Source organism: Cellulomonas sp. KRMCY2 (assembly GCF_000526515.1).
In the GTDB taxonomy this organism is placed as follows: domain Bacteria; phylum Actinomycetota; class Actinomycetes; order Actinomycetales; family Cellulomonadaceae; genus Actinotalea.
This window is the reverse complement of the sequence record NZ_JAGF01000001.1, coordinates 1,088,615-1,111,720: the sequence shown is the minus strand read 5'-3', so window position 1 is coordinate 1,111,720 and position 23,106 is coordinate 1,088,615. Positions and strand designations below refer to the sequence as shown.

23 protein-coding genes are annotated in these 23,106 nt (G+C 72.8%); 12 read left to right on the top strand and 11 right to left on the bottom strand.

Features of this window, described 5'->3' with window-relative positions; all coding sequences use genetic code 11:
* Positions 1 to 83: 83 nt before the first annotated feature.
* Complete coding sequence (locus tag K415_RS0105405) at positions 84 to 605, top strand: sigma-70 family RNA polymerase sigma factor (RefSeq protein ID WP_024286070.1); 522 nt, start codon at positions 84 to 86, stop codon at positions 603 to 605.
* Entirely contained in the window at positions 602 to 1,486 is an 885-nt protein-coding gene (locus tag K415_RS21450; RefSeq protein ID WP_024286069.1) for a zf-HC2 domain-containing protein, read from the top strand. The genes K415_RS0105405 and K415_RS21450 overlap by 4 nt, the downstream gene beginning before the upstream one ends.
* On the opposite strand, the gene K415_RS0105395 is transcribed toward K415_RS21450, so the two are convergent.
* The 3 genes from K415_RS0105395 to K415_RS25095 all read right to left on the bottom strand — a co-directional run bounded on the left by K415_RS0105395 (position 1,483) and on the right by K415_RS25095 (position 3,694).
* Positions 1,483 to 2,454 carry an IS481 family transposase gene (locus tag K415_RS0105395; RefSeq protein WP_024286068.1) on the bottom strand — a complete coding sequence of 324 codons (972 nt, stop codon included), beginning with the start codon at positions 2,452 to 2,454 and terminating at the stop codon, positions 1,483 to 1,485. The two genes, K415_RS21450 and K415_RS0105395, sit on opposite strands and share 4 nt — an antisense overlap.
* Before the next feature lie 105 nt (positions 2,455 to 2,559).
* A complete protein-coding gene (trmB, locus tag K415_RS0105390; RefSeq protein WP_024286067.1) occupies positions 2,560 to 3,303 on the bottom strand; it encodes a tRNA (guanosine(46)-N7)-methyltransferase TrmB in 744 nt (247 codons plus the stop codon).
* Between the two features lie 22 nt (positions 3,304 to 3,325).
* Entirely contained in the window at positions 3,326 to 3,694 is a 369-nt protein-coding gene (locus K415_RS25095; protein WP_024286066.1) for a heavy-metal-associated domain-containing protein, read from the bottom strand.
* 233 nt (positions 3,695 to 3,927) lie between these two features.
* Between K415_RS25095 and K415_RS0105380 the strand changes: the two genes are divergently transcribed.
* On the top strand, positions 3,928 to 4,422 hold the full coding sequence (locus K415_RS0105380) for a septum formation family protein (protein ID WP_024286065.1): 495 nt from the start codon (positions 3,928 to 3,930) through the stop codon (positions 4,420 to 4,422).
* 25 nt (positions 4,423 to 4,447) lie between these two features.
* Here K415_RS0105380 and K415_RS0105375 read toward each other — a convergent pair whose 3' ends face one another.
* The 3 genes from K415_RS0105375 to K415_RS0105365 all read right to left on the bottom strand — a co-directional run bounded on the left by K415_RS0105375 (position 4,448) and on the right by K415_RS0105365 (position 6,918).
* Positions 4,448 to 5,392, bottom strand: a complete 945-nt coding sequence (locus K415_RS0105375) for an alpha/beta hydrolase (RefSeq protein WP_024286064.1) — start codon at positions 5,390 to 5,392, stop codon at positions 4,448 to 4,450.
* Between the two features lie 38 nt (positions 5,393 to 5,430).
* Positions 5,431 to 5,826, bottom strand: coding sequence for a universal stress protein (locus K415_RS0105370; RefSeq protein ID WP_024286063.1), 396 nt, complete (start codon positions 5,824 to 5,826; stop codon positions 5,431 to 5,433).
* A gap of 141 nt (positions 5,827 to 5,967) precedes the next feature.
* Entirely contained in the window at positions 5,968 to 6,918 is a 951-nt protein-coding gene (locus K415_RS0105365; RefSeq protein ID WP_081784895.1) for a DUF3153 domain-containing protein, read from the bottom strand.
* Between the two features lie 169 nt (positions 6,919 to 7,087).
* On the opposite strand from K415_RS0105365, the gene clpB reads away from it, so the two are divergent.
* The 5 genes from clpB (at position 7,088) to K415_RS0105340 (ending at position 16,208) form a co-directional block, all read left to right on the top strand.
* On the top strand, positions 7,088 to 9,706 hold the full coding sequence (gene clpB / locus K415_RS0105360; RefSeq protein WP_024286061.1) for an ATP-dependent chaperone ClpB: 2,619 nt from the start codon (positions 7,088 to 7,090) through the stop codon (positions 9,704 to 9,706).
* A gap of 41 nt (positions 9,707 to 9,747) precedes the next feature.
* Positions 9,748 to 10,464: a beta-phosphoglucomutase family hydrolase gene (locus tag K415_RS0105355; protein ID WP_024286060.1), complete on the top strand. Its 717-nt coding sequence runs from the start codon at positions 9,748 to 9,750 to the stop codon at positions 10,462 to 10,464.
* A 65-nt stretch (positions 10,465 to 10,529) separates the two neighbouring features.
* Complete coding sequence (locus tag K415_RS0105350) at positions 10,530 to 12,938, top strand: glycoside hydrolase family 65 protein (protein ID WP_081785182.1); 2,409 nt, start codon at positions 10,530 to 10,532, stop codon at positions 12,936 to 12,938.
* Between the two features lie 7 nt (positions 12,939 to 12,945).
* On the top strand, positions 12,946 to 13,563 hold the full coding sequence (locus tag K415_RS0105345) for a TetR/AcrR family transcriptional regulator (RefSeq protein ID WP_024286058.1): 618 nt from the start codon (positions 12,946 to 12,948) through the stop codon (positions 13,561 to 13,563).
* A 119-nt stretch (positions 13,564 to 13,682) separates the two neighbouring features.
* Entirely contained in the window at positions 13,683 to 16,208 is a 2,526-nt protein-coding gene (locus K415_RS0105340; protein WP_024286057.1) for a beta-glucosidase, read from the top strand.
* A gap of 15 nt (positions 16,209 to 16,223) precedes the next feature.
* Here K415_RS0105340 and K415_RS0105335 read toward each other — a convergent pair whose 3' ends face one another.
* The 3 genes from K415_RS0105335 to K415_RS0105325 all read right to left on the bottom strand — a co-directional run bounded on the left by K415_RS0105335 (position 16,224) and on the right by K415_RS0105325 (position 18,508).
* A complete protein-coding gene (locus tag K415_RS0105335; RefSeq protein WP_024286056.1) occupies positions 16,224 to 16,889 on the bottom strand; it encodes a septum formation family protein in 666 nt (221 codons plus the stop codon).
* A complete protein-coding gene (locus K415_RS0105330) occupies positions 16,889 to 17,608 on the bottom strand; it encodes a DUF4190 domain-containing protein (RefSeq protein ID WP_081784894.1) in 720 nt (239 codons plus the stop codon). Before K415_RS0105330 ends, K415_RS0105335 begins: the two co-directional genes overlap by 1 nt.
* A 78-nt stretch (positions 17,609 to 17,686) precedes the next feature.
* Positions 17,687 to 18,508, bottom strand: coding sequence for an exodeoxyribonuclease III (locus K415_RS0105325; protein ID WP_024286054.1), 822 nt, complete (start codon positions 18,506 to 18,508; stop codon positions 17,687 to 17,689).
* A 103-nt stretch (positions 18,509 to 18,611) separates the two neighbouring features.
* On the opposite strand from K415_RS0105325, the gene K415_RS0105320 reads away from it, so the two are divergent.
* From K415_RS0105320 to K415_RS0105305, 4 genes are all read left to right on the top strand, one after another.
* Positions 18,612 to 19,415 (top strand): SDR family oxidoreductase, encoded by an 804-nt coding sequence (locus K415_RS0105320; RefSeq protein ID WP_024286053.1) that lies wholly within the window; start codon positions 18,612 to 18,614, stop codon positions 19,413 to 19,415.
* Between the two features lie 116 nt (positions 19,416 to 19,531).
* On the top strand, positions 19,532 to 20,137 hold the full coding sequence (gene pyrE / locus K415_RS0105315; protein WP_369795270.1) for an orotate phosphoribosyltransferase: 606 nt from the start codon (positions 19,532 to 19,534) through the stop codon (positions 20,135 to 20,137).
* Between the two features lie 3 nt (positions 20,138 to 20,140).
* On the top strand, positions 20,141 to 20,818 hold the full coding sequence (locus K415_RS0105310; RefSeq protein WP_024286051.1) for a hypothetical protein: 678 nt from the start codon (positions 20,141 to 20,143) through the stop codon (positions 20,816 to 20,818).
* 16 nt (positions 20,819 to 20,834) lie between these two features.
* The gene (locus K415_RS0105305; RefSeq protein WP_024286050.1) at positions 20,835 to 21,419 is read left to right on the top strand and encodes a LemA family protein; all 585 of its coding nucleotides are present in this window, start codon (positions 20,835 to 20,837) and stop codon (positions 21,417 to 21,419) included.
* Between the two features lie 45 nt (positions 21,420 to 21,464).
* Here K415_RS0105305 and K415_RS0105300 read toward each other — a convergent pair whose 3' ends face one another.
* A complete protein-coding gene (locus K415_RS0105300; protein WP_024286049.1) occupies positions 21,465 to 22,202 on the bottom strand; it encodes a YwiC-like family protein in 738 nt (245 codons plus the stop codon).
* 104 nt (positions 22,203 to 22,306) lie between these two features.
* The gene (locus tag K415_RS0105295) at positions 22,307 to 23,038 is read right to left on the bottom strand and encodes a VTT domain-containing protein (RefSeq protein WP_231494833.1); all 732 of its coding nucleotides are present in this window, start codon (positions 23,036 to 23,038) and stop codon (positions 22,307 to 22,309) included.
* Between the last annotated feature and the right edge of the window lie 68 nt (positions 23,039 to 23,106).

Sequence of the window (23,106 nt, the reverse complement as noted above, 5' to 3'; positions counted from 1 at the left end):
ACCGGAGAGGACGAGACGCCGGGTCGTCTGGTTCACTGAACCTGACCGGTGCCGTGGTCGTTCCTCTGGGTGGGAGGTGCGGCATGACCGTGAGCTCGGCAGATCTCATGATCGCCCTGCACAGCGAGCACGCCAGGGCGCTGTGGGGCTACGCGCTGCGCCTGACCGGCGGCGATCGCAGCCATGCGCAGGACGTGGTCCAGGAGACCCTGCTCCGGGCCTGGCGGACGCCGCGGGTGCTCGAGGGTCCGGCGACCAGCACCCGGGCCTGGCTCTTCACGGTGGCCCGGCACCTGGTCATCGACGAGTGGCGGTCGAGCCGCTCCCGCCGCGAGATCGCGGTCGCCGAACCGCCGGAGCCCCGCGCGGAGGCGGGCGGCTCGGCGGCGACCGACGACCTGCTCGAGTCCTGGCTGGTCGCCGACGCCCTGGAGCGGCTCTCGATCGAGCACCGTCAGGTGATCGTGCTGTGCCACTTCCAGGGACGCTCGGTGGCCGACGCCGCACGCATCCTCGGCGTCCCGGAGGGCACCGTGAAGTCCCGTACCTACTACGCGCTGCGTTCGCTGCGACTGGTCCTGCAGGAGATGGGGGTGACCCGATGAGGCTCTCCCGACCCGACCGGTCCGGACGTGACGACGACGCTCGCCGAGAAGAGCCCGGCGAGCCCGGTGCCGAGCACCGGACCGCCGTCGACGCCGGCCCGTACGTCCTCGGCGCCCTCTCCGTCCCGGAGCGGCTCGCCTTCGAGGCTCATCTGGCCACGTGTGCCGAGTGCCGGCGAGCCGTCGATGACGTCGCCGCCCTTCCCGCGCTGCTGGACCTGGTGCCGGCCGACGTCGTGCGCTCGCTGCCCGCGGCGGCCGGGCCGGCCGCGGACGCCGCCGTCGACCCGGTCGACGACGACCTGATCCTCGGCGTCGCGCCGGTGACGTCCCTGACCCCCGACCTGTCGCGCGACCCCGGGCCGCCACCGATGCTGCTCGCCGACCTCCTGCGGGTCGCGCGGCGGGAGGAGTCGACCCGGCTGCGCCGCCGTTGGCTCGGCGGCTCGCTCGCTGCCGCCGCCGTCACCGCGATCGCCCTCGTCGTCTCCGGCGGACCGGCCGGGCTCCCGTGGCGCTCGCCGGTCCCCGCACCGACGATCGCCGCCGAGGCGATCGAGCTGGCACCGTTGCTCGACGTACCGGTGCGGGCCAGCGTGCAGCTCGATGCCGTGGCCTGGGGGACCCGGATCGACCTGCGGTGCAGCTACGACGCGTCCGAGGTCGCACCGGGTGGTCCGTATGGCGGTGACCCTGCCGGAGCTGCGGAGTACTCGCTCGTGGTGCGGGACGCCGAGGGCAAGGTCGAGGAGGTCGCGACCTGGACGGCGGTGCCCGGACACGAGGTCACCGTCCCGGCAGCCACCGGGATGCCGCTCGACGAGATCGTCGAGGTCGAGCTGCGCTCGGGCGGGACTCCCGTGCTGCGGGCGGAGACCTAGCTGTAGTTCCCCGTGAGGTTGTGAACGCGGTCTGAGGGGACGGCGCCGCCGATGCCGGTGTGGGGTCGGTGGTGGTTGTAGTGGTGCAGCCAGGCATCGTAGGTCGCGGCGCGGGCCGCCTCGGAGGTGTAGGTGGCGGCGTAGGCCCACTCGGTGGCCAGGGTGCGGTTGAACCTCTCGACCTTGCCGTTGGTCTGGGGCCGGTAGGGGCGGGTGCGCCGGTGCTTGACACCCTCGCCGAGGGCCGCGGCGAACGCTCGAGACCGGTAGCAGGAGCCGTTGTCGGTCATCACCGCGGTCACCGTGACACCGATCCCGCTGAAGAACGCGTTGGCCCTGCTCCAGAACCCCGCCGCGGTCTCCTTGCGTTCGTCGGCCAGGATCTCGGAATAGGCCAGACGGGAGTGATCGTCGACGGCGTGGTGCAAAAACGCATAGCCCGGACCGCGGCCGTGGCCCGGGCTGTTCTTCTTGCCGGCCAGGCGGCCCAGCACGCGGTGCCCACCGCCGTCGGGGATCCGGCCGAGCTTCTTGATGTCCACGTGCACCAGATCCCCGGGCGCGCTGGCCTCGTAGCGGACCGCGGCGGCCTTGCGCACCGGGAGCCCGGTGGCCTGGTCCAGGTGGGCCAGCAAGGGCATCTGGTAGCGGGCCAGGACCCGGCCCACCGTCGAGCGCGGGACGTGCAGGTGGTAGGCGATGCGGTGCGGGCCCCACCGGCGGGTGAACCGCAACGCCACGATCCGCCGCTCCGTGCGGCGCGGGCACCGGCCCGGGGACCGGCGCGGCCGGCAGGACCGGTCCGTCAGCGGCTGCCCAGCTCGATACCGGTGCGCCCACTTGCTCGCTGTTGCCGGGGAGCACTGGAACCGTTCGGCGGCGCGGCGCACCGCCCACCCGTCCTCGACGATCACCTTGGCCAACCGCAACCTGCCGGTCGGGGTCAACGGGGCGTTAGCGTGAGTCACGAGGACCTCCGGGTGTTCGAAGACGGTCTGGTAACCCCTTCGATACCGGAGGTCCTCGCCTCCCCGCTCACGCCACGCTGATCACAACGTCCCGAGGAACTACACCTAGCCGACCCTGACGAACACGAGGTCGGCGATCTCGTGGCCGAGGGCGAGGCCGCGCCGCTCGAACTTGGTCACCGGTCGGTGTGCCGGGCGTGGCGCGTAGCCGGCGTGGGTGTTGACGAGCTCGGGGTCGGCGGCGAGCGTCTCGAGCATCGCCACGGCGTACGGCGCCCAGTCGGTCGCGCAGTGCAGGGTGCCGCCGGGTCGCAGGCGCGAGCGCAGCAGGGCGACGTGTGCCGGGGCGATGAGCCGCCGCTTGTGGTGCTTGGCCTTGGGCCACGGGTCGGGGAAGAAGACGTGCACGGCGTCGAGGCCGCCCGGTGCGATCCGGCGCCGGACGAGTTCCAGCGCGTCGCCGTGCGCGACGCGGAGGTTCGTCAGGCCCCGCCGGTCGATCAGGCCGAGGAGGTGCGCGATGCCGGGCAGGTGGGCCTCGACCGCGAGGTAGTCGCGCACCGGGTCGGCGACGGCCATCGCGACCACCGTCTCGCCCATCCCGGAGCCGACCTCGAGCACGAGCGGGGCGCGCCGGCCGAAGAGGGTCACGGTGTCGAGCAGACCGTCGGCGGTCAGCGGCGCCGGTCCGGTCGCCTCGTCGTGCACGGAGAAGCCCAGCCGGGGCCACAGCGTCTCCAGGGCGTCCAGCCGGGCGGGACCCAGGGGGCTGCGCCGGGGATGGAAGGTGCGGATCTCCTCGTGCGCGGAGGCGGGGAGGTGCTCGAAGCGATGCCTCGGCGCAGTCACCGCGGCATCCGCCGGCCCGTCGTCAGGCGTTGTCGACGAGCGCGTAGCCGGCCTCGTCGACCGCCGCGCGCACGGTGTCGACGTCCAGCGGGGCGGCGCTGCGGACGGTCACCGTCGAGACCCCGTCCTTCACCAGGGTGATGTCCACGTCGGTCACACCGGGCACGGTCGAGAGCTCCTGGGTGACGGCCGAGACGCAGTGGCCGCAGGTCATGCCCTCGACGCCGTAGGTCGCCGTCGTCGCGCTCGCCAGGTCGACGGACCCGACCGTCGCCTCGTCGGTCGCGCCGTTCCCGCCGCCGCAGCCGCAGCCGCCGCAGCCGCAGCCGCCGGACGACTCCTGGACGGCGGGGGCGGGTCGGTCGCCGATCGAGACGGGGTTGATGACCATGGGGTTCCTCCAGGGGCGGCACGGGGGGCAGCCGTGCGACGACCGCAGGGCGCTCGGATCACGGTAACCCGGGATCGGCCGGCACGCCGAACCCGTGCGGCGGGTACGTCCGACCGGATGGTGGACGGATCGCCGCCGTACGCCACGCACCCGGGACACTCCGGCTGCGCCGACGCCCAGCGCGATAGCGTGCACGCACCAGACCCCGCACCCCGCCGTCGAAGGACCTCCCTATGCGCGCCCTGCCCCGTCGTGCCGCCGCCCTGCTCATCGCGACAGTCATGGTCGGCGGGTTGACCGCCTGCGGCCCCGGCGACGCCGTCCGCGACGAGGAGTCCGGCGAGATCGTCGAGGGCAGCGACTCGGACGTCTTCTCGCTGCGGATCGGCGACTGCCTCAACACCGCCGAGGCCGAGACCGAGGTCCAGAGCGTGCAGACGATCCCGTGCGCCGAGGCCCACGACTCCGAGGTGTACGCGACGACGGATCTGGCGGACGGCGAGTTCCCCGGTCAGGACGAGGTCTTCGCACAGGCGGACGACTTCTGCTATGCCGAGTTCGAGACCTTCATCGGCGTCAGCTACGACGACTCCGAGATCTACCTGCAGTCGATGGCGCCGACGCAGGAGAGCTGGGACAACATGGACGACCGCCAGATCCTCTGCCTCGCGGTCGACACCACCACCAAGGGCGGCGTCACGGGCACGATGGCGAACGCCGGGCGCTGACCGCTCGGGGCACCGGCCGACCTGCCTACGGCAGGCGCCGGCCGACCCACGCCCGCACGGCGTCGAAGAACGCCGTGCGCGCGGGCTCGGGCGACAGTGTCAGGTCGTGCACGCCGTCGGGTATCTGGACGATCGTGACGTCCCCGCCGAGGAACGGCGCCCTGGCCACGATCTGCTCGGTCGAGAGCACGCTGTCGGTCCGGTCGAGGGCGTCGTGCCACCGGTCGTACGGGCCGCTCGTCCCGGCCGCGCACACCAGGACGGGCACGTCGATGTCCAGCCCGCGCGCGACGGCCCGGTGGCCACGGCGCACGGTGCGCAGCCAGCCGGCCCGGACGCCGAAGCCACGGTCGGGCTTCCACCGCTGGTCGAACGTCCAGCCGCCCTGAGGGCTGTGCAGCCACTCGCCGTAAAACCGCCCGACCTGCCCGACGACGGCGTGCGGGGCCACGCGTCCGAGCAGGTCGACGGCGTGGGTGGTCACCACGCGGTCGAACCAGCCACGGTTCAGGTCGAACCACGGGCTGTTCAGGACGAGGGCGTCGGCCACCGGTCCCGCGGGTCGGTCCCGCCGTGCGTGCGCCCACAGGCTCAGGACGAGCCCGCCGGTGGAGTGGCCCATCACGACGAGCGTGTCGTGGCCCTCCTCCTCGCGGATGATCCTGGCGGCCAGGTCGAGCTCCTCGCTGTGCACGGCGAGGTCGGTGCAGTAGTTCGGCACCTGGTGGTCGAGCAGCGCGCGGCCGTGCGTCCGCAGGTCGATGGCATAGAAGTCGTAGCCGAGGTCCGCCCAGAAGTCGCCGAGGTGGGTCTGGAAGAAGTAGTCGACGTAGCCGTGCACGTAGAGCACCGCCCGCCTGCTCCCTGCGGACCTGGTGCGGCGGACGAGCGTCGCGATCGCCGGGCCCTGGGCGTCCGGTCGCAAGGGCAGCGTCAGCGTCTGCCAGCCATCGCCCAGGAGGTCGGGCAACCAGGCCCGGACCGGTGCGTCGGTGACCCCGTCGGCGTTCAGCGGGGTGCCTTCACCGCGACGACCGGGCAGGCTGCGGTGAGCAGGATCTGCTGGGAGTTGCTGCCGAGCAGGAGCTTGCCGACCGGTGAGCGGTGCCGCAGCCCGATGACGATGAACGCCGCGCCGGTCTCCTCCGCCACGTCGATGATCTCCTCGGCGGCGTCCTTGCCACGGACCAGCTGACGGACCGCGTACGGCACGCCGCTCGCGTCGAGCGTCGCCCGTACCGCGGCCAGCTCACCCTCGGTCGCGAAGGTCTTCTCCGGCGGGTCGCTGGTGGCCGAGACGTTGACCACGACCAGGTCGTGCCCGTGGACGGTGGCCTCCGTGACGGCGTGCCGCAGGGCCGCCTCGCCCTCCGGTGTGGGTGTGTACCCCACGACGATCGACATGGTGCGCTGCTCCTCCGGGACGGGGCCGCGTGCCCGTGGTTCGACCCTGAGCCGATCATGCCAGCCGGGCGACCCGCGGGACAGGCCCGCCCAGGGGACGCCGATGGCCCGGCCCGTGGTGGGCCGGGCCATCGGGTGAGGTCACTGCTCGGGCGCCTGCGGCGGGACGGGCGGCTCGGTCTGGACCGGCGGCTCGACCTGGGCCGGCGGTGCCGCAGGCGGTGCCGGCGGTGCGGCGGGTGGTGCCGGCGGTGCGGCGGGTGGTGCCGGCGGTGCCGGTGGCACCTGTGCCACGGGCGGTGCCTGCGGGGTGAACTGCGCCGGCGGGACGGCACCGGCGTCGCCCGGCAGGCCGCCTGCGTAGCCGACGTTCGGGTCGCCGTACCCGCCCGGCACGGCCGGAGCCGGCGCTGCGCCGGCCCTGCGGCTGCGCACGACGAGGAAGACGACCACGCCGATCGCTGCGAGAGCCACGAGGGCGATGAGGCCGATCAGCAGGGGCTGGAGACCGCCGAGGCCGCCACCCTCCACGGCGCTGCCGCGGGCATTGATCTCGGTGCGCTCACCGATGACCGGCTCCCAGACGACCGTCTTGCCGTCGAGGGTCCCGTCGTGGTCGCCCACCGCACCGGGGAACGTGATCGCGATCCTGACGTCCATCGCGCCGCCGACGTCGCCCATGTCCTCGGCGCCGGCGTCGGTCAGGTCCATCGCGCCGCTGACGACGAACTCGTCGCCCTCGCGCACGATCTTCAGGGCATCCGGGTCGTCGGACGACGCGCCGAAGTAGTCGAGCGTCTCACCCTCGAAGTACGTCGTGCTGCCGATGTACTCGCCGTCGTCGTACGGCTCGGTCCTGGTCGTACCGGAGTCGTCGCCCTCGGTCATGTCCTGCTGCATCTGCTCCGCCAGGGCCTCCGGGTCCTGACCGGAGAGCTCGGCGAGCTCGGAGGACACGGCGAAGAGGAGTGAGCCGTCGACTGTGTCGTCGGACTGGAGCTGGATGTCCATGTCCACCTTGACGCAGCCCGTCAGGGCGAGCAGGAGTGTGGCGGCGAGCGCGGAGGCTCCCCATAGTCGTCGTGTGCGCATGCTTGACCCTCCCACAGGCGCGGGCCGACGGGGTGCGTTTTGCCGGCCGTCCACCGGATGACGCAGAGGAGAGCATCGGCGGCTCGCGCATGAGACTTGAGCGGAATACGCTCAACTTTGCAGCGGTTGCGCTGAGTGTCGATCACGACAGTCACGGAGGCAGGCACAGATGGAGCCCAAGTTCACGACGAGGTCGCAGGAGGCCCTCGCGCAGGCGGTCGGGTCCGCGACGACGGCAGGCAACCCCCAGCTCGAGCCGGTGCACCTGCTCGAAGCCCTGCTCGCCCAGGAGGGTGGCGTCGCGACCGGTCTGCTCGACGCGGTCGGCGCCGACCGGTCCGCGCTCACCCGGCGGGTCGCGGCGGCCCGAGCCACCCTCCCCGCGGCGTCCGGCGGCTCCGTCGGCCAGCCGAGCCTGTCGCGCGCGATGAGCGCCGTGATCACGTCGGCGCAGGCCGAGGCGCAGGCCCTGGGCGACGAGTACGTGTCGGCCGAGCACCTGCTGCTCGGCATCGCGGCCGGCTCGTCGAGCGCGGCCGAGGCGCTGCGGGCCGCCGGTGCGACCCGGGAGGCCCTCGCTGCGGCGCTGCCCGCCGTCCGGGGTTCCGCGCGCGTGACGAGCCCCGATCCCGAGGGGACCTACCAGGCCTTGGAGAAGTACGGCATCGACCTGACCCAGGCGGCGCGGGACGGGCGGCTGGACCCGGTCATCGGTCGCGACGCCGAGATCCGCCGGGTGGTCCAGGTGCTCTCGCGGCGCACCAAGAACAACCCGGTCCTGATCGGTGAGCCCGGCGTCGGCAAGACCGCCGTGGTCGAGGGCCTGGCGCAGCGGATCGTGGCCGGCGACGTGCCGGAGTCGTTGCGTGGCAAGCGCCTGATCGCCCTCGACCTGGCCTCGATGGTTGCCGGGGCGAAGTACCGGGGCGAGTTCGAGGAGCGGCTCAAGGCGGTCCTGGAGGAGATCAAGGGCGCCGAGGGTCAGGTCGTGACCTTCATCGACGAGCTGCACACGGTCGTCGGCGCCGGGGCGGCCGAGGGTTCGATGGACGCCGGCAACATGCTCAAGCCGATGCTCGCGCGGGGCGAGCTGCGCCTGGTCGGGGCCACCACCCTCGACGAGTACCGCCAGCGGATCGAGAAGGATCCGGCCCTGGAGCGGCGCTTCCAGCAGGTCTTCGTCGGCGAGCCGAGCGTCCCGGACACCGTCGCCATCCTGCGCGGCCTCAAGGAGCGTTACGAGGCGCACCACAAGGTCGGTATCTCGGACGCGGCGCTGGTCGCCGCCGCGACCCTCGCCGATCGCTACATCCCGGCCCGGCAGCTGCCGGACAAGGCCATCGACCTGGTCGACGAGGCCGCGTCCCGGCTGCGGATGGAGCTCGACTCCTCGCCGGTCGAGATCGACGTCCTGCGCCGCGCGGTCGACCGTCTGACGATGGAGGAGTCGTACCTGTCCGAGGCGGACGACGACGCCTCGCTCGAGCGGTTGGACAAGCTGCGGGCCGAGCTCGCGGACAAGCGGGAGGAGCTCGCGGCCCTGACCGCGCGGTGGGAGCGCGAGAAGGCGGGCCAGAACCGGGTCGGTGAGCTGCGGGTGCGCCTCGACGAGCTCAAGGTGGCCGCCGAGCGTCTGCAGCGCGACGGCGACCTCGATGCCGCCTCGCGGCTGCTGTACGGCGAGATCCCGGCCGTCCAACGTGAGATCGCCGACGCCGAGGCCGCCGAGCAGGGCCGCAGCCACCGCGACGGCAGCTCGCCGACCGAGGCGCCGATGATCGCCGAGAAGGTCGGCCCGGACGAGATCGCGGAGGTCGTCTCGGCCTGGACCGGCATCCCGACCGGGCGGCTGCTCGAGGGCGAGACCGCCAAGCTGCTGCGGATGGAGGACGTCATCGGTGCACGGCTGATCGGCCAGGACCGTGCCGTCCGGGTGGTCTCGGACGCGGTGCGGCGGGCGCGGGCCGGGATCTCCGACCCGGACCGGCCCACCGGCTCGTTCCTGTTCCTCGGCCCGACCGGGGTCGGCAAGACCGAGCTGGCCAAGGCCCTGGCCGACTTCCTGTTCGACGACGAGCGGGCCATGGTCCGTATCGACATGTCCGAGTACTCCGAGAAGCACACCGTCGCGCGGCTGGTCGGGGCGCCGCCCGGGTACGTGGGCTACGAGGAGGGTGGTCAGCTGACCGAGGCGGTGCGCCGACGGCCGTACTCCGTCGTGCTCCTCGACGAGGTCGAGAAGGCTCATGCGGAGGTCTTCGACATCCTGCTGCAGGTCCTGGACGACGGTCGGCTCACCGACGGCCAGGGCCGCACCGTCGACTTCCGCAACACGATCCTGGTGCTGACGTCGAACCTCGGCTCGCAGTTCCTGGTCGACCAGACCCTCGACGACGCGACCAAGCGAGAGGCCGTGATGGCCGCGGTCAGGGTCGCGTTCAAGCCCGAGTTCCTCAACCGGCTCGACGACGTCGTCCTGTTCGACGCCCTGACCCTCGAGCAGCTCGGCCAGATCGTCGACCTGCAGATCGGCTACCTGGCCGCACGGCTCACCGACCGTCGGATCACCCTCGGGGTGACCCCGGCCGCGCGCGAGTGGCTGGCGATCGAGGGCTTCGACCCGGCCTACGGCGCCCGGCCGTTGCGCCGCCTGGTCCAGCGCGAGATCGGCGACAAGCTGGCCCGGCTGCTCCTCGCCGGCCAGGCTCATGACGGGGTCACCGTCACCGTCGACCGAGCCGCCGACGGGGCCGGCGACGGCCTGGTCCTGACCACCCGGACGGGGTGATCCGAGGCTCGTCACGACGGCCGGAGGGCTAGCGTTGGGTCATGGTCTGGGACCGCTTCGACGGGGTGCTCTTCGACCTCGACGGCGTCCTGACCCCGACCGCTGAGGTACACATGCGCGCCTGGCACCAGGTGTTCTCCACGTATCTCGCTGCGCGGGGCGTGCTGCCCGCCTACAGCGGGGCCGACTACTTCGCCCACATCGACGGGAAGCCCCGGTACGACGGCGTCCGGGCGGTGCTGGCCTCACGCGGCATCGTCCTGCCGGAGGGTGAGCCGGCCGACGCGCCCGGGACCGGGACGGTCTGCGGCCTCGGCAACACCAAGCAGGAGGTGCTGGACCGGCTGCTGGCGCAGGAGGGCGTGACGGCCTACCCCGGGTCGGTAGCGCTGCTCGACGAGCTCGCGCAGCGGGCCGTCGCCGTCGCCGTCGTGTCGAGCTCACGCAACACCCGGGCGGTGCTGCGGGCCGCTCGGCTGGCCGATCGGTTCGTCGTCGTCGTCGACGGCGAGCTGGCCCACGACGAGGGTCTGCTGGGCAAGCCGTCGGCCGAGACCTTCCTGCGCGCCGCCGAGCTGCTGGGTGTGCCCGTCGACCGTGCCGTGGTGATCGAGGACGCCGTCGCCGGCGTCGCCGCGGGCCGGGCGGGCGGGTTCGGCCTCGTCGTCGGCGTCGACCGCGGAGCCGGCGCACAGGTGCTGCTGCAGGCCGGAGCGGACGTCGTCGTCGAGGACCTCGCCGAGCTGGTGACCCGGTGACCGGGCTCCGCGACCCCCTGGACCGCACGCGGTTCCCGGTCCACCCGTGGCGGCTGACCGAGAGCATGTTCGACGCGGACGACCTCGGACGGACCGAGGCCCTCTTCGCGGTCGGCAACGGCTACCTCGGGCTGCGCGGCAACGTCGAGGAAGGGCGCGACCGCTATGCGCACGGCACGTTCATCAACGGCTTCCACGAGACGTGGACCATCCGGCACGCCGAGGCCGCCTACGGCTTCGCCCACACGGGTCAGACGATCGTCAACGTCCCGGACACCAAGGTGCTGCGGCTGTACGTCGACGACGAGCCGCTGCTGCTCTCGGTCGCGGACCTCGTCGCGTACGAGCGCACGCTCGACCTCGCCGACGGCGTGCTCACCCGCGACCTGGTCTGGCGCACGCCCTCGGGCAACCGGGTGCGCGTGCGCTCGCGGCGGATGGTCTCGTTCACCCAGCGGCACCTCGCGGTCTACACCTTCGACGTGACGGTGCTCGACGCCCCGGCACCGGTCGTCGTGTCCTCGCAGGTCATCAACCGTCAGGACGGGCTCGACGAGTACCGGACGAAGCCGAAGTCCGGTGGGGTCCCGGACCCGCGTCGGGCCTGGGCGTTCGAGGAGCGCGTCCTGCAGCCCATCCTGCAGTGGGGCGGGGGCGACCGCGCCGTCCTCGGGTACCAGTGCACCCACTCGGGGATGACGCTCGCGGTCGCGACCGACCACCGGATCGAGACCGAGAACGAGTACGAGGTGCTCACCCAGGTCGAGCAGGACGTCGCCAAGCACGTCTTCCGGATCCGTGCCCAGCCGGGCCGGCCGATCCGGATCACGAAGACCGTCAGCTACCACACCTCGCGCAACGTGCCGGCGCGGGAGCTCGTCGACCGGTGCCGCCGCACGCTCGACCGGGTCCTGGACGAGGGCGTCGAGAAGCAGTTCGCCGACCAGCGGGGCTGGATGGACGCGTACTGGGCCCGCTCCGACGTCGAGGTCGAGGGTCAGCCGGAGCTGCAGCAGGCGATCCGCTGGAACCTGTTCCAGCTCGCCGCCGCAGCAGCGCGGGCGGAGGGCACCGGCATCTCGGCGAAGGGTGTGACCGGGTCGGGCTACGGCGGCCACTACTTCTGGGACAGCGAGATCTACGTGGTCCCGTTCTTCGTCTACACGTCGCCGGTGGTGGCCCGCAACGCGCTGCGCTTCCGCTGCACCATGCTTCCCGCGGCGCGGGACCGGGCCCAGGAGGTCACCCAGCGCGGGGCCCTGTTCCCGTGGCGCACGATCAACGGTGAGGAGGCGTCCGCGTACTACGCGGCCGGTACCGCGCAGTACCACATCGACGCCGACATCTCCTACGCCGTGAGCAAGTACGTGCAGGCCACCGGCGACGAGGAGTTCATGGCCCAGGACGGCGTCGACGTGCTCGTCGAGACCGCGCGGATGTGGGCCGACCTCGGGTTCTGGCGGGGCAACGGCGCCGACACGTTCCACATCCACGGCGTCACCGGCCCGGACGAGTACACGACAGTGGTCAACGACAACCTCTACACGAACGTGATGGCGAGGTTCAACCTGCGGCGTGCGGTCCGCGCGGTCACCGAGCTCGAGCGCGACCGGCCCGTGGAGCACGCGCGGATGGTGGCCCGGCTCGGTCTCGTCGACGACGAGGTGCTCGAGTGGTCGAGGGTGGCCGACGCCATGGCCATCCCGTACGACGCGAACCTCGGCATCCACCCGCAGGACTCGAGCTTCCACGAGCGTGAGGTGTGGGACCTGCGCAACACCCCGGCCGACAAGCGGCCCCTGATGCTGCACTACCACCCGCTGGTCATCTACCGCTTCCAGGTGCTCAAGCAGGCCGACGTCGTGCTGGCGCTCTTCCTGCAGGGCGAGTACTTCACCGCGGAGCAGAAGCGCGCCGACTTCGAGTACTACGAGCCGATCACCACGGGCGACTCGACGCTGTCCGGCATCGTGCAGTCGATCGTCGCGGCCGAGGTCGGCTACCACGCGCTCGCCCTGCGGCACTTCCACGAGTCGCTCTTCGTCGACCTCGCCGACCTGCACGCGAACACCGCGGACGGGGTGCACGTCGCCTCGGCCGGTGGGGTCTGGGGTGCACTCGTGCACGGCTTCGGCGGGATGCGGGACGACGTCCCCGAGCTCTCCTTCGATCCACGGCTGCCCGACGCGTGGCCGTCCCTGACCTTCCGGCTGACCGTGCGCGACACCCGGCTGCTGGTCACCGTGCGCGCCGACTCGATCACCTTCGCGGCCGAGACGGGAGACGGGGCAGCGGTGACGGTCCGCGGCCGACGGGTCGTCGTCGACTCGCAGGACCCGGTCACGGTGCTGCTCGACGGCCAGGGTCCGCGGCTGGAGGGGGAGCCGGGAGCGGCCGCACCGCCGGGTACGCACCGAGCCGACGGCACAGTGATCACGGCGTCGGTGCCGCACGACACCGGGTCCGACAGTTAGCGCCGGGATGACGTCGGGCCCCCGAGCGGGCGGTGCGGAGCTGCGCGGGTACGCCCGCGGCCGTGCCACCCGTCGACAGATCCTCGACGAGGCGGTGCGTCTGTTCGCCGAGGTGGGCTACCGCGCGGCGTCCCTGCGCGAGCTCGCGGCGCGGTGCGGCATCTCGCACCCGGGTCTGCTGCACCACTTCCCGAGCAAGGCCGTCCTGCTGTCCGCGGTGCTCGCCCAGCGGGACGAGCTCGACAGCGCGCGCTACCTGGCCAGCGCCGGGTCGGGGCTCGACCAGCTGCGGGGCATGGTCGCCCTGGTCGAGCACAACGTCGAGGTCCCGGCCTTGGTCGAGCTGCACGCGAGCCTGTCCGCCGAGGCGACGGACCCCCTGCACCCTGCCCACGCGTGGTGCGTCCGCAGGTACGAGACCACCAGGCGTCAGTTCGAGCAGGTCCTCGTGCAGGCGAGGGCCGACGGCATCCTGCGATCGGACGTCGACCCGGCGGTCGCGGCGACCGCGCTGGCCGCGCTGATGGACGGTCTCCAGGTGCAGTGGCTGCTCGACCGGTCGGCCGTCGACATGGTGGTGGTCCTCCGCGACCACCTGGGTCGGCTGCTGACGTGTGAGCTGTGACGCCCGAGCGCGTCGCGCACACGCGCGGATCGCTGCCGGAACCGGTCACCTGGACCGGATAGTGCCTGTAATACTGACCGTGCGGTAGGGATTCCACCTCGAGCACGGACGGACCGACGATGGCGCGCACCCCACGGAGAACTCTGACCCACCACGACGTCGAGGAGCAGGTGAAGGAGCGCCTCGCCGCGCTGACCACCGAGCAGAAGGTCCGGCTGCTGACGGGCGCCGACTTCTGGGCGCTGCACGCCGAGCCGGACGCGGGCCTGCGCGTGATGGTCGTGTCCGACGGGCCGTCCGGCGTGCGCGGTGCGCGGTGGGACGAGCGGGAGCCGTCGCTCAACCTGCCGAGCGCGACAGCTCTCGGTGCGACCTGGGATCCCGAGATCGCCTACCGGTACGGCGTGGCGATGGCGCACGAGGCACGTCGCAAGGGCGTCGACGTCGTGCTCGGCCCGACGATCAACCTGCACCGCAGCCCGCTCGCGGGCCGCCACTTCGAGGCCTACTCCGAGGACCCCCTGCTCACGGCGGACATCGCCGAGGCCTTCGTCCGGGGCCTGCAGGACCACGGCGTCGGTGCGTGCCCCAAGCACTACGTCGCGAACGACTTCGAGACCGACCGGTTCACGGCGTCGGTCGAGCTGTCCGACCGTGCCCTGCGCGAGCTCTACCTCGCACCGTTCGAGCGGACAGTCGTCGACGGCGGCGCCTGGACGATCATGTCCGCCTACAACGCCGTCCGCGGCGTGACGATGACCGAGAACACGCTGCTCGCCGAGCCGCTCAAGGGTGAGTGGGGCTTCGACGGGGTCGTCATCTCGGACTGGACCGCCGTGCGCACCCTCGCATCGGCGGCGGCTGCGCAGGACCTCGTGATGCCGGGGCCGGACGGACCGTGGGGAGCCGCGCTGGTCGCGGCCGTCGAGGCCGGCGAGATCCCGGTCGAGGTGCTCGACGACAAGGTGCGCCGGCTGCTGCGGCTCGCAGCGCGGGTCGGCGCGCTCGACGACGTCACGCCTGCGGCACCGCTGCTGCCGTCCGGCGGTCCGACCGACGCGGCGGACATCGCGCTGGCGCGGGAGGCCGAGGTGCGGGCGATCGTGCTCGTGCGCAACGACGGCGTCCTGCCACTGGCGCCACCGCGCGAGCCGGGCACCCCGGTGCGGATCGCCGTGCTCGGTCAGAGCGCCCAGCGGCCGCGCACCCAGGGCGGCGGCAGCGCCACTGTCGTGCCGCAGGCGACGGTCTCGCCCCTGGCCGGGCTGCGGGCGGCCCTGCCGGGCGCGACGATCACGCACGCGATCGGCGCTTTGGTGCAGGACGGCGTCCTGCCGTTCGACCTCGACACCGTGCGGCACCCGGACACCGGCGAGCAGGGTGTCCGCATCCGCTTCATCGATGCGGCCGGCACCGTCGTGCTCGAGGAGGCTCGCCGTGCGACCGACCTGATGTGGCTCGGCGACGCCCCGACGGGTGTCGTCGCCTTCGAGCTCGTCACCGACTGGACCCCGACCGAGACCGGGCCGATCGAGCTCGGGTTCGAGGTGCTCGGCCGGACGGTCCTCGAGCTCGACGGCGTCACCGTGCTCGACGCGACCGCCGGCCACGACGACGTCGAGCTCGGTGCCGCCCTGATGGCACCGCCGAGCTCGACCGTCCGGCTCGACGTCGAGGCGGGACGCACCCACCGGCTGCGTTTCGACCACCGCATGGTCGCGATCCCCTCGATGCCGGACGGGTCCTCGATGCCGGGTGTGCTCGGCTTCACGGCAGGCTGGCGACCCGTCGCCGAGTCCGCCGAGGCCCTCATCGCCGAAGCCGCAGCCGTCGCCGCGGCCGCTGACGTCGCCGTCGTCGTCGTCGGCACCAACGAGAAGGTCGAGTCCGAGGGCTTCGACCGCACGTCGCTCGACCTGCCGGGGCACCAGGACGCGCTCGTGCGCGCCGTCGTCGCCGCCAACCCCCGCACCGTCGTGGTGGTCAACTCCGGTTCGCCGGTCGTCATGCCGTGGCACGACGACGTCGCAGCCCTGCTGATCACCTGGTTCGGCGGCCAGGAGTACGGCCACGCGCTCGCCGACGTCCTGACCGGTGCGGCCGAGCCCGGCGGACGGCTGCCCACCACGTGGCCGGCCCGCGCCCAGGACGTGCCCGTCCTGGACACCACGCCGGTCGACGGCACTGTCCGCTACGACGAGGGCATCCACATCGGGTACCGCGCCTGGCAGCGCGCCGGAGCCACTCCGGCGTACCCGTTCGGCTCGGGGACCGGGTACACGACCTGGTCCTACGACGCCGTCCGGGTCGACGCGGGTGCGCAGGACCACGGCAGCACCGGCCCGCTCACGGTCCGGGTCGACCTGACGAACACCGGCGCACGCACCGGACGGCAGGTCGTCCAGGTCTACCTGACCCGGCCGCTCTCCGATGTCGAGCGTCCGGTCCGCTGGCTCGCCGGCTCCGCCGTCGTGGCGGCCGACGCCGGGTCGTCGGTCACCGCCGAGGTCACGCTGCGGCGTCGGGCCTTCGAGCACTGGGACGAGCCGGCCGGTGGGTGGGTGACCGAGCCGGGCGTCTTCGGCGTCGTCGTCGGACGGCACGCGGACTCCACCGAGCTGACGACGGAGGTGCGCCGAGGCTGAGCCGGTCTGAGCCGGTCAGGGAACCGTGACGTCGTCGCCGGACGTGAACGAACCGGTCGCGCCACCGCCGTCGAGCCATGCCAGGCACAGCCCGCGCCGGTCGCCCTGGCCCCAGCCGGCCGCGCTCGGTGACCAGACGACGGCCTGGAAACCGGCCTCGCGCTGGACGGTGTCCATCTCGCAGTACGCGGTGACCAGCTCGTCGACCTCGTCCTGACCCGGCCAGTCGGCCCCGCGCAGGGCCAGCACGCCGACCACCTCGGCCTCGTGCGGCTCGTCGCACGGCACCACGGTGACGCGGACGACCGCGCCGTCGGCCGGCAGCGGGTCGACGCAGTGCCCCGGCGCGAGCTGGCGGGCGGTCGCGGACCGGGCCCCGTCGACGTCGCCGAGCGGCCGGATGCCCAGGTAGTAGCGCCCTGCGGTGACGAGGCCGGCGACCAGGCCGAGCACCAGCACGCCCCCGACCACGGCCAGGACGGTCCTGGTGCGCCGCGGCACGCGCTGCCCGGGCGGAGCGGGCGGTGGCACCGGGGCCTGCCAGCCCGGGGCGTAGTACGCCTGCTGCGGGTAGTAGCCCTGCTGCGGTCCCGGCGCCTGGGGGTAGCCCCGGGGGTAGCCCTGCGGGCCCGGACGCTCGTAGGGACCGGGAGGACCGGGAGGGCCGGGAGGTGCGCTCATCAGAAGCCCATCTCCGGGTCCATCAGGATGGCGAACACCATCAGCGCGAGGAAGAGCGTCGAGAGGCCCCCGACGACGATGCCGGCGATCGCCAGCCCGCGCCCCTGCGTCCCCGTGCGGGCGATCCTGCGGAGCGCGGCCACGCCGAGGCCGACCGCCACGATGCCCGGCAGACCCATGAAGATGAGCAGTCCGCCCAGCGCCGTCGCCAGGGAGGCGATCGCCATGCCGTCGGTGGCCGGCGGTGCAGCACCCCAGACGGGCCCGTACCCCGCCGGCGAGGGGTATCCGTAGGCGGGCGGTGGGCCGTACCCGTAGGCCGGCGCCTGGGGGTAGCCGTGGGCGACCGGCTGGTCGGGGTAGCCATACGCCGTTGCCGGCGGGCCGTAGGCGACCGGCTGGTCGGGGGCGTGCAGGTACGCGGGGTCGTACCCGTACGCCGCTGGCGGCGGGGCGAAGGCGTAGCCGACGGGCTCCTCCTGCGGGAGGTACCCGCCGGCGGGGTAGGTCAGTGCCAGATAGCCCGACGGGGAGCGCGGGACGGCGGGGCCCGGTGCGGCCGAGGGAGCCTGCGGCGCCGCGTACGGGTCGCCCCGGCCGGACCGCGGGACGGTGCCGTACGGGTCGCCCGGCGCCGGCTCATCCGGCACGAAGCCCACGTCACCAGGGAGGCCAGGCCGCACGGGCTCCGGTCGCGCCCAGGTCGGGGGAGTGCTCATGGCCGAAACCTAGCGTCCGGGAGCCCAGGCGTGTGGGTGAATCCGGGAGTCCTGACCGCGTGCGTCGGCCGCATGCGATCAGACGACGGTCGCCGGGTCGTCGGCGAGGTCGACCACGACGGGCACGTGGTCGGACGCGCCCTTGCCCTTGCGCTCCTCGCGATCGATCGACACGCTCGCGACCCGCGCGGTCAGGGCCGGCGACGTGTACGCGAAGTCGATCCGCAGGCCCTTGTTCTTGGGGAAGGCGAGCTGCTGGTAGTCCCAGTAGGTGTACCTGCCCTCCTGGGGCAGGTGAACCCGGGACACCTCCGTGTAGCCGACGTCGGCGAAGGCGAAGAAGGCGGCGCGCTCGGCCGGCGTGACGTGCGTCTGCCCCTCGAACTGCGTGACGTCCCAGACGTCGCTGTCCAGCGGGATCACGTTCCAGTCCCCGACCAGGGCGATCTGCGCCGACGGGTCACCCGTCACGGGGTCGATCCAGCCCGCGGCGGCCCGCCTGAGCTGCTCGAGCCAGGCGAGCTTGTACGTGTAGTGCGGGTTGTCCGGCGAACGCCCGTGCGGCACGTACAGGCTCCACACCCGGACGCCGCCGCACGTCGCACCCAGGGCACGTGCCTCGACGACGGGTGTCTCGGCGCCGAACTCCGGCTGCTCCGGGAAGCCCACCTCGACGTCCGCCAGGCCGACCCGCGAGACGATCGCGACGCCGTTCCACTGGCTCAGCCCGACATGGGCGACCTCGTAACCGGCTGCTTCGAAGACCGAGTACGGGAACTGCGCGTCGGCGCACTTGGTCTCCTGCAGCGCGAGCACGTCCGTCCCGGTGCGCTCGAGCCAGGCGACTGCGCGGTCCGCGCGTGCCCGGACCGAGTTGATGTTCCACGTCGCGATCCGCATGACAGGAACGCTACCCGGAGCCCCCGACGCCGCTGCAGTCCGTCATCGGCGGAGCAGGCCGGAACGTCCGTGTCTGCCCGCGCGCGGCACGTAGGGTGGCGTCATGGCTACGGCACTGATCACAGGGGCGAGCGCCGGGCTCGGCCTCGAGTTCGCCTGGCAGCTCGCCACCGCACGGCACGACGTCGTCCTGGTGGCTCGCAACGAGGAGCGGCTCGAGCGGCTCGCCGGGCAGCTCCGCGCCGCCGCAGGGATCCGGGCGGAGGTGCTCCCCGCCGACCTCGCCGACCGCGCACAGGTCGAGCGCGTCGCCGAGCGGCTCCGCCAGTCCGACCGGCCGGTGGGCCTGCTGGTCAACAACGCGGGCTTCGGCCTGGGCCAGCCCTTCGTCGGCGGTGACCTCGCCGCGCACGAGAACGGCCTGGACGTCATGGTGCGGGCCGTCATGGTGCTCTCGCACGCCGCCGCCGTCTCGATGGTCGAGCGGGGCCGCGGTGCGATCCTCAACGTGTCGTCGATGGCGGCCCTGTCGGCGATGGGCACCTACTCGGCGGACAAGGCCTGGGTGCGCGTCTTCACCGAGGGCCTCGCCGTCGAGCTACGCGGCACGGGGGTCACGGCGACGGCCCTGTGCCCCGGGCTGGTGCACACCGAGTTCCACGAGCGGGCCGGGCTCGAGCGCGACACCTACCCGGAGCTGGCCTGGCTCAACGCCGACAGCGTCGTGACGGCCGCGCTCGCCGACGTCCGCCGCGGCGCCGTCATCTCCACCCCCAGCCTGCGCTACGGGCTCGTCGCCGAGGTCGCCCGGATCCTGCCCCGCGCCGCGATCCGCGCCCTGTCCGCGGGCGACCGACGTCCCCGCGACCCGTCGACATCGCCGGCTGAGCCCGACCCCTCCGTCTGACACCTCCCTCGGCCCGTCCGACAGGTGAGCCCGTCCGACAGGTCGGCCCGTCCGACAGGTCGGCCCGTCCCACCGGTGGGCGGGTCTGGCGGGGTGGGGGCGTGGGGGCAGTAGCGTTGTGGGCCGTGACCCCGACCGAGCCCGTCGTCCTTGCCCCCACGCCCCGTGAGCAGCTGCGCGCGCTGATCGCCGAGCTCGCCGTCGTGCACGGGCGCGTCACGCTGGCCTCCGGCAAGGAGGCCGACTACTACGTCGACCTGCGCCGGATCACCCTGCACCACCGGGCTGCGCCGCTGGTCGGTCACGTGCTGCTCGACCTGCTCGAGGAGGCCGGCCTCGGTGTCGGCGAGATCGACGCCGTCGGCGGCCTGACGCTCGGCGCCGACCCGGTCGCCGGGGCGCTGCTGCACGCCGCCGCCTCGCGCGGGCAGGACCTCGACGCCTTCGTCGTCCGCAAGGAGGGCAAGGCGCACGGCATGCAGCGCCGGATCGAGGGCCCCGACGTCGCGGGCCGTCGCGTGGTGGCCGTCGAGGACACCTCGACGACCGGCGGGTCCGTGCTCGCCGCCGTCGAGGCGCTGCGCGAGGCCGGCGCCGACGTCGTGGGCGTCGCGGTGATCGTCGACCGCGGCACCGGCGCCAGGGAGCGGATCGAGGCGCAGGGCCTGCCGTACCACTACCTGTTCGACCTGGCCGACCTCGGTCTCGGACCGGTCGCCTGACCCATGGACGCCGGCTTCCTGCTCGTCGTGCTCCTGCTCGTCCCGGTGCTGATCGGGCTGGGGCTGTGGATGAGTGCCCAGCGCGTCAAGGCGGTCAAGGCGTGGGCCGCCCAGGTCGGCTGGACCTACCTCGGCTCGGACCCGTCACTGATCGGCTGCTGGCAGGGGCAGCCGTTCCGCATCGGGCACTCGAAGCGGGTCTCCGAGCTCGTCGTCGGTCCCTTCCAGGGGCGGAACGCGGCCTCCTTCTGCTACCGGTACACGACCGGCTCGGGCAAGAACCAGTCGACGGTGACCTTCCACGTCCTCGCGCTGCAGCTGCCGGCCTACCTGCCCACCCTCGAGCTGACGCCGGACGGCATCGGGGCGAAGCTCGCCAAGACCTTCGGCGGCCAGGACATCGAGTTCGAGTCGGAGGACTTCAACCGGGTGTGGCGGGTCGAGGCGCCGGACGCGAAGTTCGCGCACGACGTCGTGCACCCGCGCCTGATGGAGCGCCTGCTGCGACCGGATGCGACCCACCTGTCGCTCCGCATCGAGGGCACCGACCTCCTGTGCTGGGACCCTGGCACCCCGAGGCTCGACGCCGTCGCGTCGCGGCTCCAGGTGATGTGCGCGATCGCGGATGCCGTTCCGCGCTACGTGTGGCTCGACCACGGCTACGATCCCGCCAGTACCTGAACAGGGAGGAACCCTCGTGGAGCCCATCTCGATCATCCTGATCGCGCTCGTCGCCCTTGTCGTCATCGCCGGTCTGTGGGCGGTCGTGACGTACAACGGGTTCGTCCGGCTGCGCAACCTCGTGCAGGAGTCCTGGCGGCAGATCGACGTCGAGCTGCACCGACGCCACGACCTGATCCCGAACCTGATCGAGACCGTCAAGGGATACGCGGCGCACGAGCGCGCGGTCTTCGACGAGGTCACGACGGCCCGGGCCGCCGCCGCCCAGCCGGCATCGGGGCCCGCGGAGCAGGCTGCGCACGAGAACCAGCTGACCCAGGCCCTCGGCCGCCTGTTCGCCGTCGCCGAGGCGTACCCGCAGCTGCGCGCGAGTGAGAACTTCAGCCAGCTCCAGGCCGAGCTGACCAACACCGAGGACCGGATCGCTGCCGGCCGGCGCTTCTACAACGCCAACGTGCGCGGGCTCAACACCAAGGTCGAGAGCTTCCCGGCCAACGTCGTGGCCAACGCGTTCGGCTTCACGCGGGCCGAGTACTTCGAGGTCGAGGACGCCGCCGTCCGGGCCGCGCCCCGGGTCGACTTCGGAGGCACCGGCGCCTGACCGGGCGGTCGGTGACCGGCGCCGGCGCCGGCTGGCCGGCGCCGCTCAGACGAGCGTCACGAGCATGACCGCCAGCACGACGCTCGCCACGATCTCGCCGTAGCCGATGGTCCTCGGCGTCGCCGTGGGCCAGGTCCGTGGCACGACGGCGGCCCGGGCTGCGAGCAGCGCGAACAGTCCGCCGAGCCACGGTGAGGCGAGGGCGACGACGATCGTCGTGACGCCGTGGTACGCCACCGACGTCACGTACATCCCGCGGTTCCCGCGCTCGCGGATCATCGTCTTGACGTAGAAGACCGTCCCGGCGAAGTAGCCGAAGAGCACGCCGGCGACCACCCACACCTGCTCGGCGCCACCGCCGGGCAACCAGCCCGGGAACGCCGTGCTCCCGGGTGCCGCCGGTGCGTGCGCGACGACAGCCATCAGGCAGGCCGCGGCGACCGTGACCAGGCCGTTGGCCAGGGAGCGCTCGTCGCGTCGCCAGGAGAACCACAGGCTCACCGCGAGCAGCGGCGCGTAGACCACTGCCCACCGGAGCAGCGACGGCTGCGCCGCGAGGGTCGCGACACCGAGCGCCGTCGTCGCGGCGCCGTAGGCCAGGACCGGTGGGCGGTAGCGGGCCTTGCGGTGGGCCTTGAGCCACAGCCCGGTCGCGTAGAAGGCCAGGTAGGCGACGAGCCACGTGACCAGCAGGAGCAGGTGCCACCAGCGCGCGCCGGCGTGCAGCGCGCCGACCAGGACGGGCACGACGAGCATCGCCCACGCGCCGTGCTGGTTGGGCACCCAGCCGGGTCCGCGTCGTCGTCGCCCGGGCCCCGGCGGGCGACGGCCACCGGGCGCGGGAGGAACCGGGACGGCGCCGGACGGCACCGGTGCGGGCGCCACCGTCAGGGCTTCGCGGTGCCGGTCGCCTCGGCGCTGCCCTCGACCGCGAGGTTCTCCACGACGGTGCCCACCGCTCGTCGCTTGCGCCACAGCTCGATGACCACCGGTGCGACGGAGACCAGGACGACCCCCATGAGCAGGATCTCGATGTTGTTCTTGATGAAGGTGACGTTGCCCAGCGCGTAGCCCAGCAGGGTCACGCCCACGCCCCACAGCAGGGCACCGACGACGTCGTAGGCGACGAAGTGCCGGTAGCGCATCTTGCCGACGCCCGCGGCCACCGCCGAGTAGGTCCGCACGAACGGGATGAAGCGCGCGATGATGATCGTGCGTCCGCCGTACCGCTCGAAGTAGGCGTTCGTCTGCGCGATGTGACTCTGCTTGAAGATGCGGGAGTCCGGTCGGTTGAAGATCCGTGGCCCTGCCGTGTGCCCGATCAGGTACGCCGTCTGGTCGCCGAGGAAGGCCGCCGCGAAGAGCAGCGTGCACAGCAGCCACAGCGGGAAGTCGAGCTTGTCCTGGGCGACCAGCGCACCCGCGGTGAACAGCAACGAGTCGCCGGGCAGCAGCGGGAAGAGCAGGCCGGTCTCGATGAAGACGATGACGCAGACACCGATCAGCGCGTAGGCGCCGAAGGACTCGATGAGGTAGTCGGCCTTCAGCCAGTCGGGCCCGAGGGTGACGAGCGGCCCGCCGGCGGTCAGGGTCGCCGCGAGGGCGGAGGTGATGGTCACGCCGTCAAGGGTACGGGTCTCGTGTGGATGTCGTGTGTGGGCGCCGTGGGGCCCCGGACGGGTGAGCC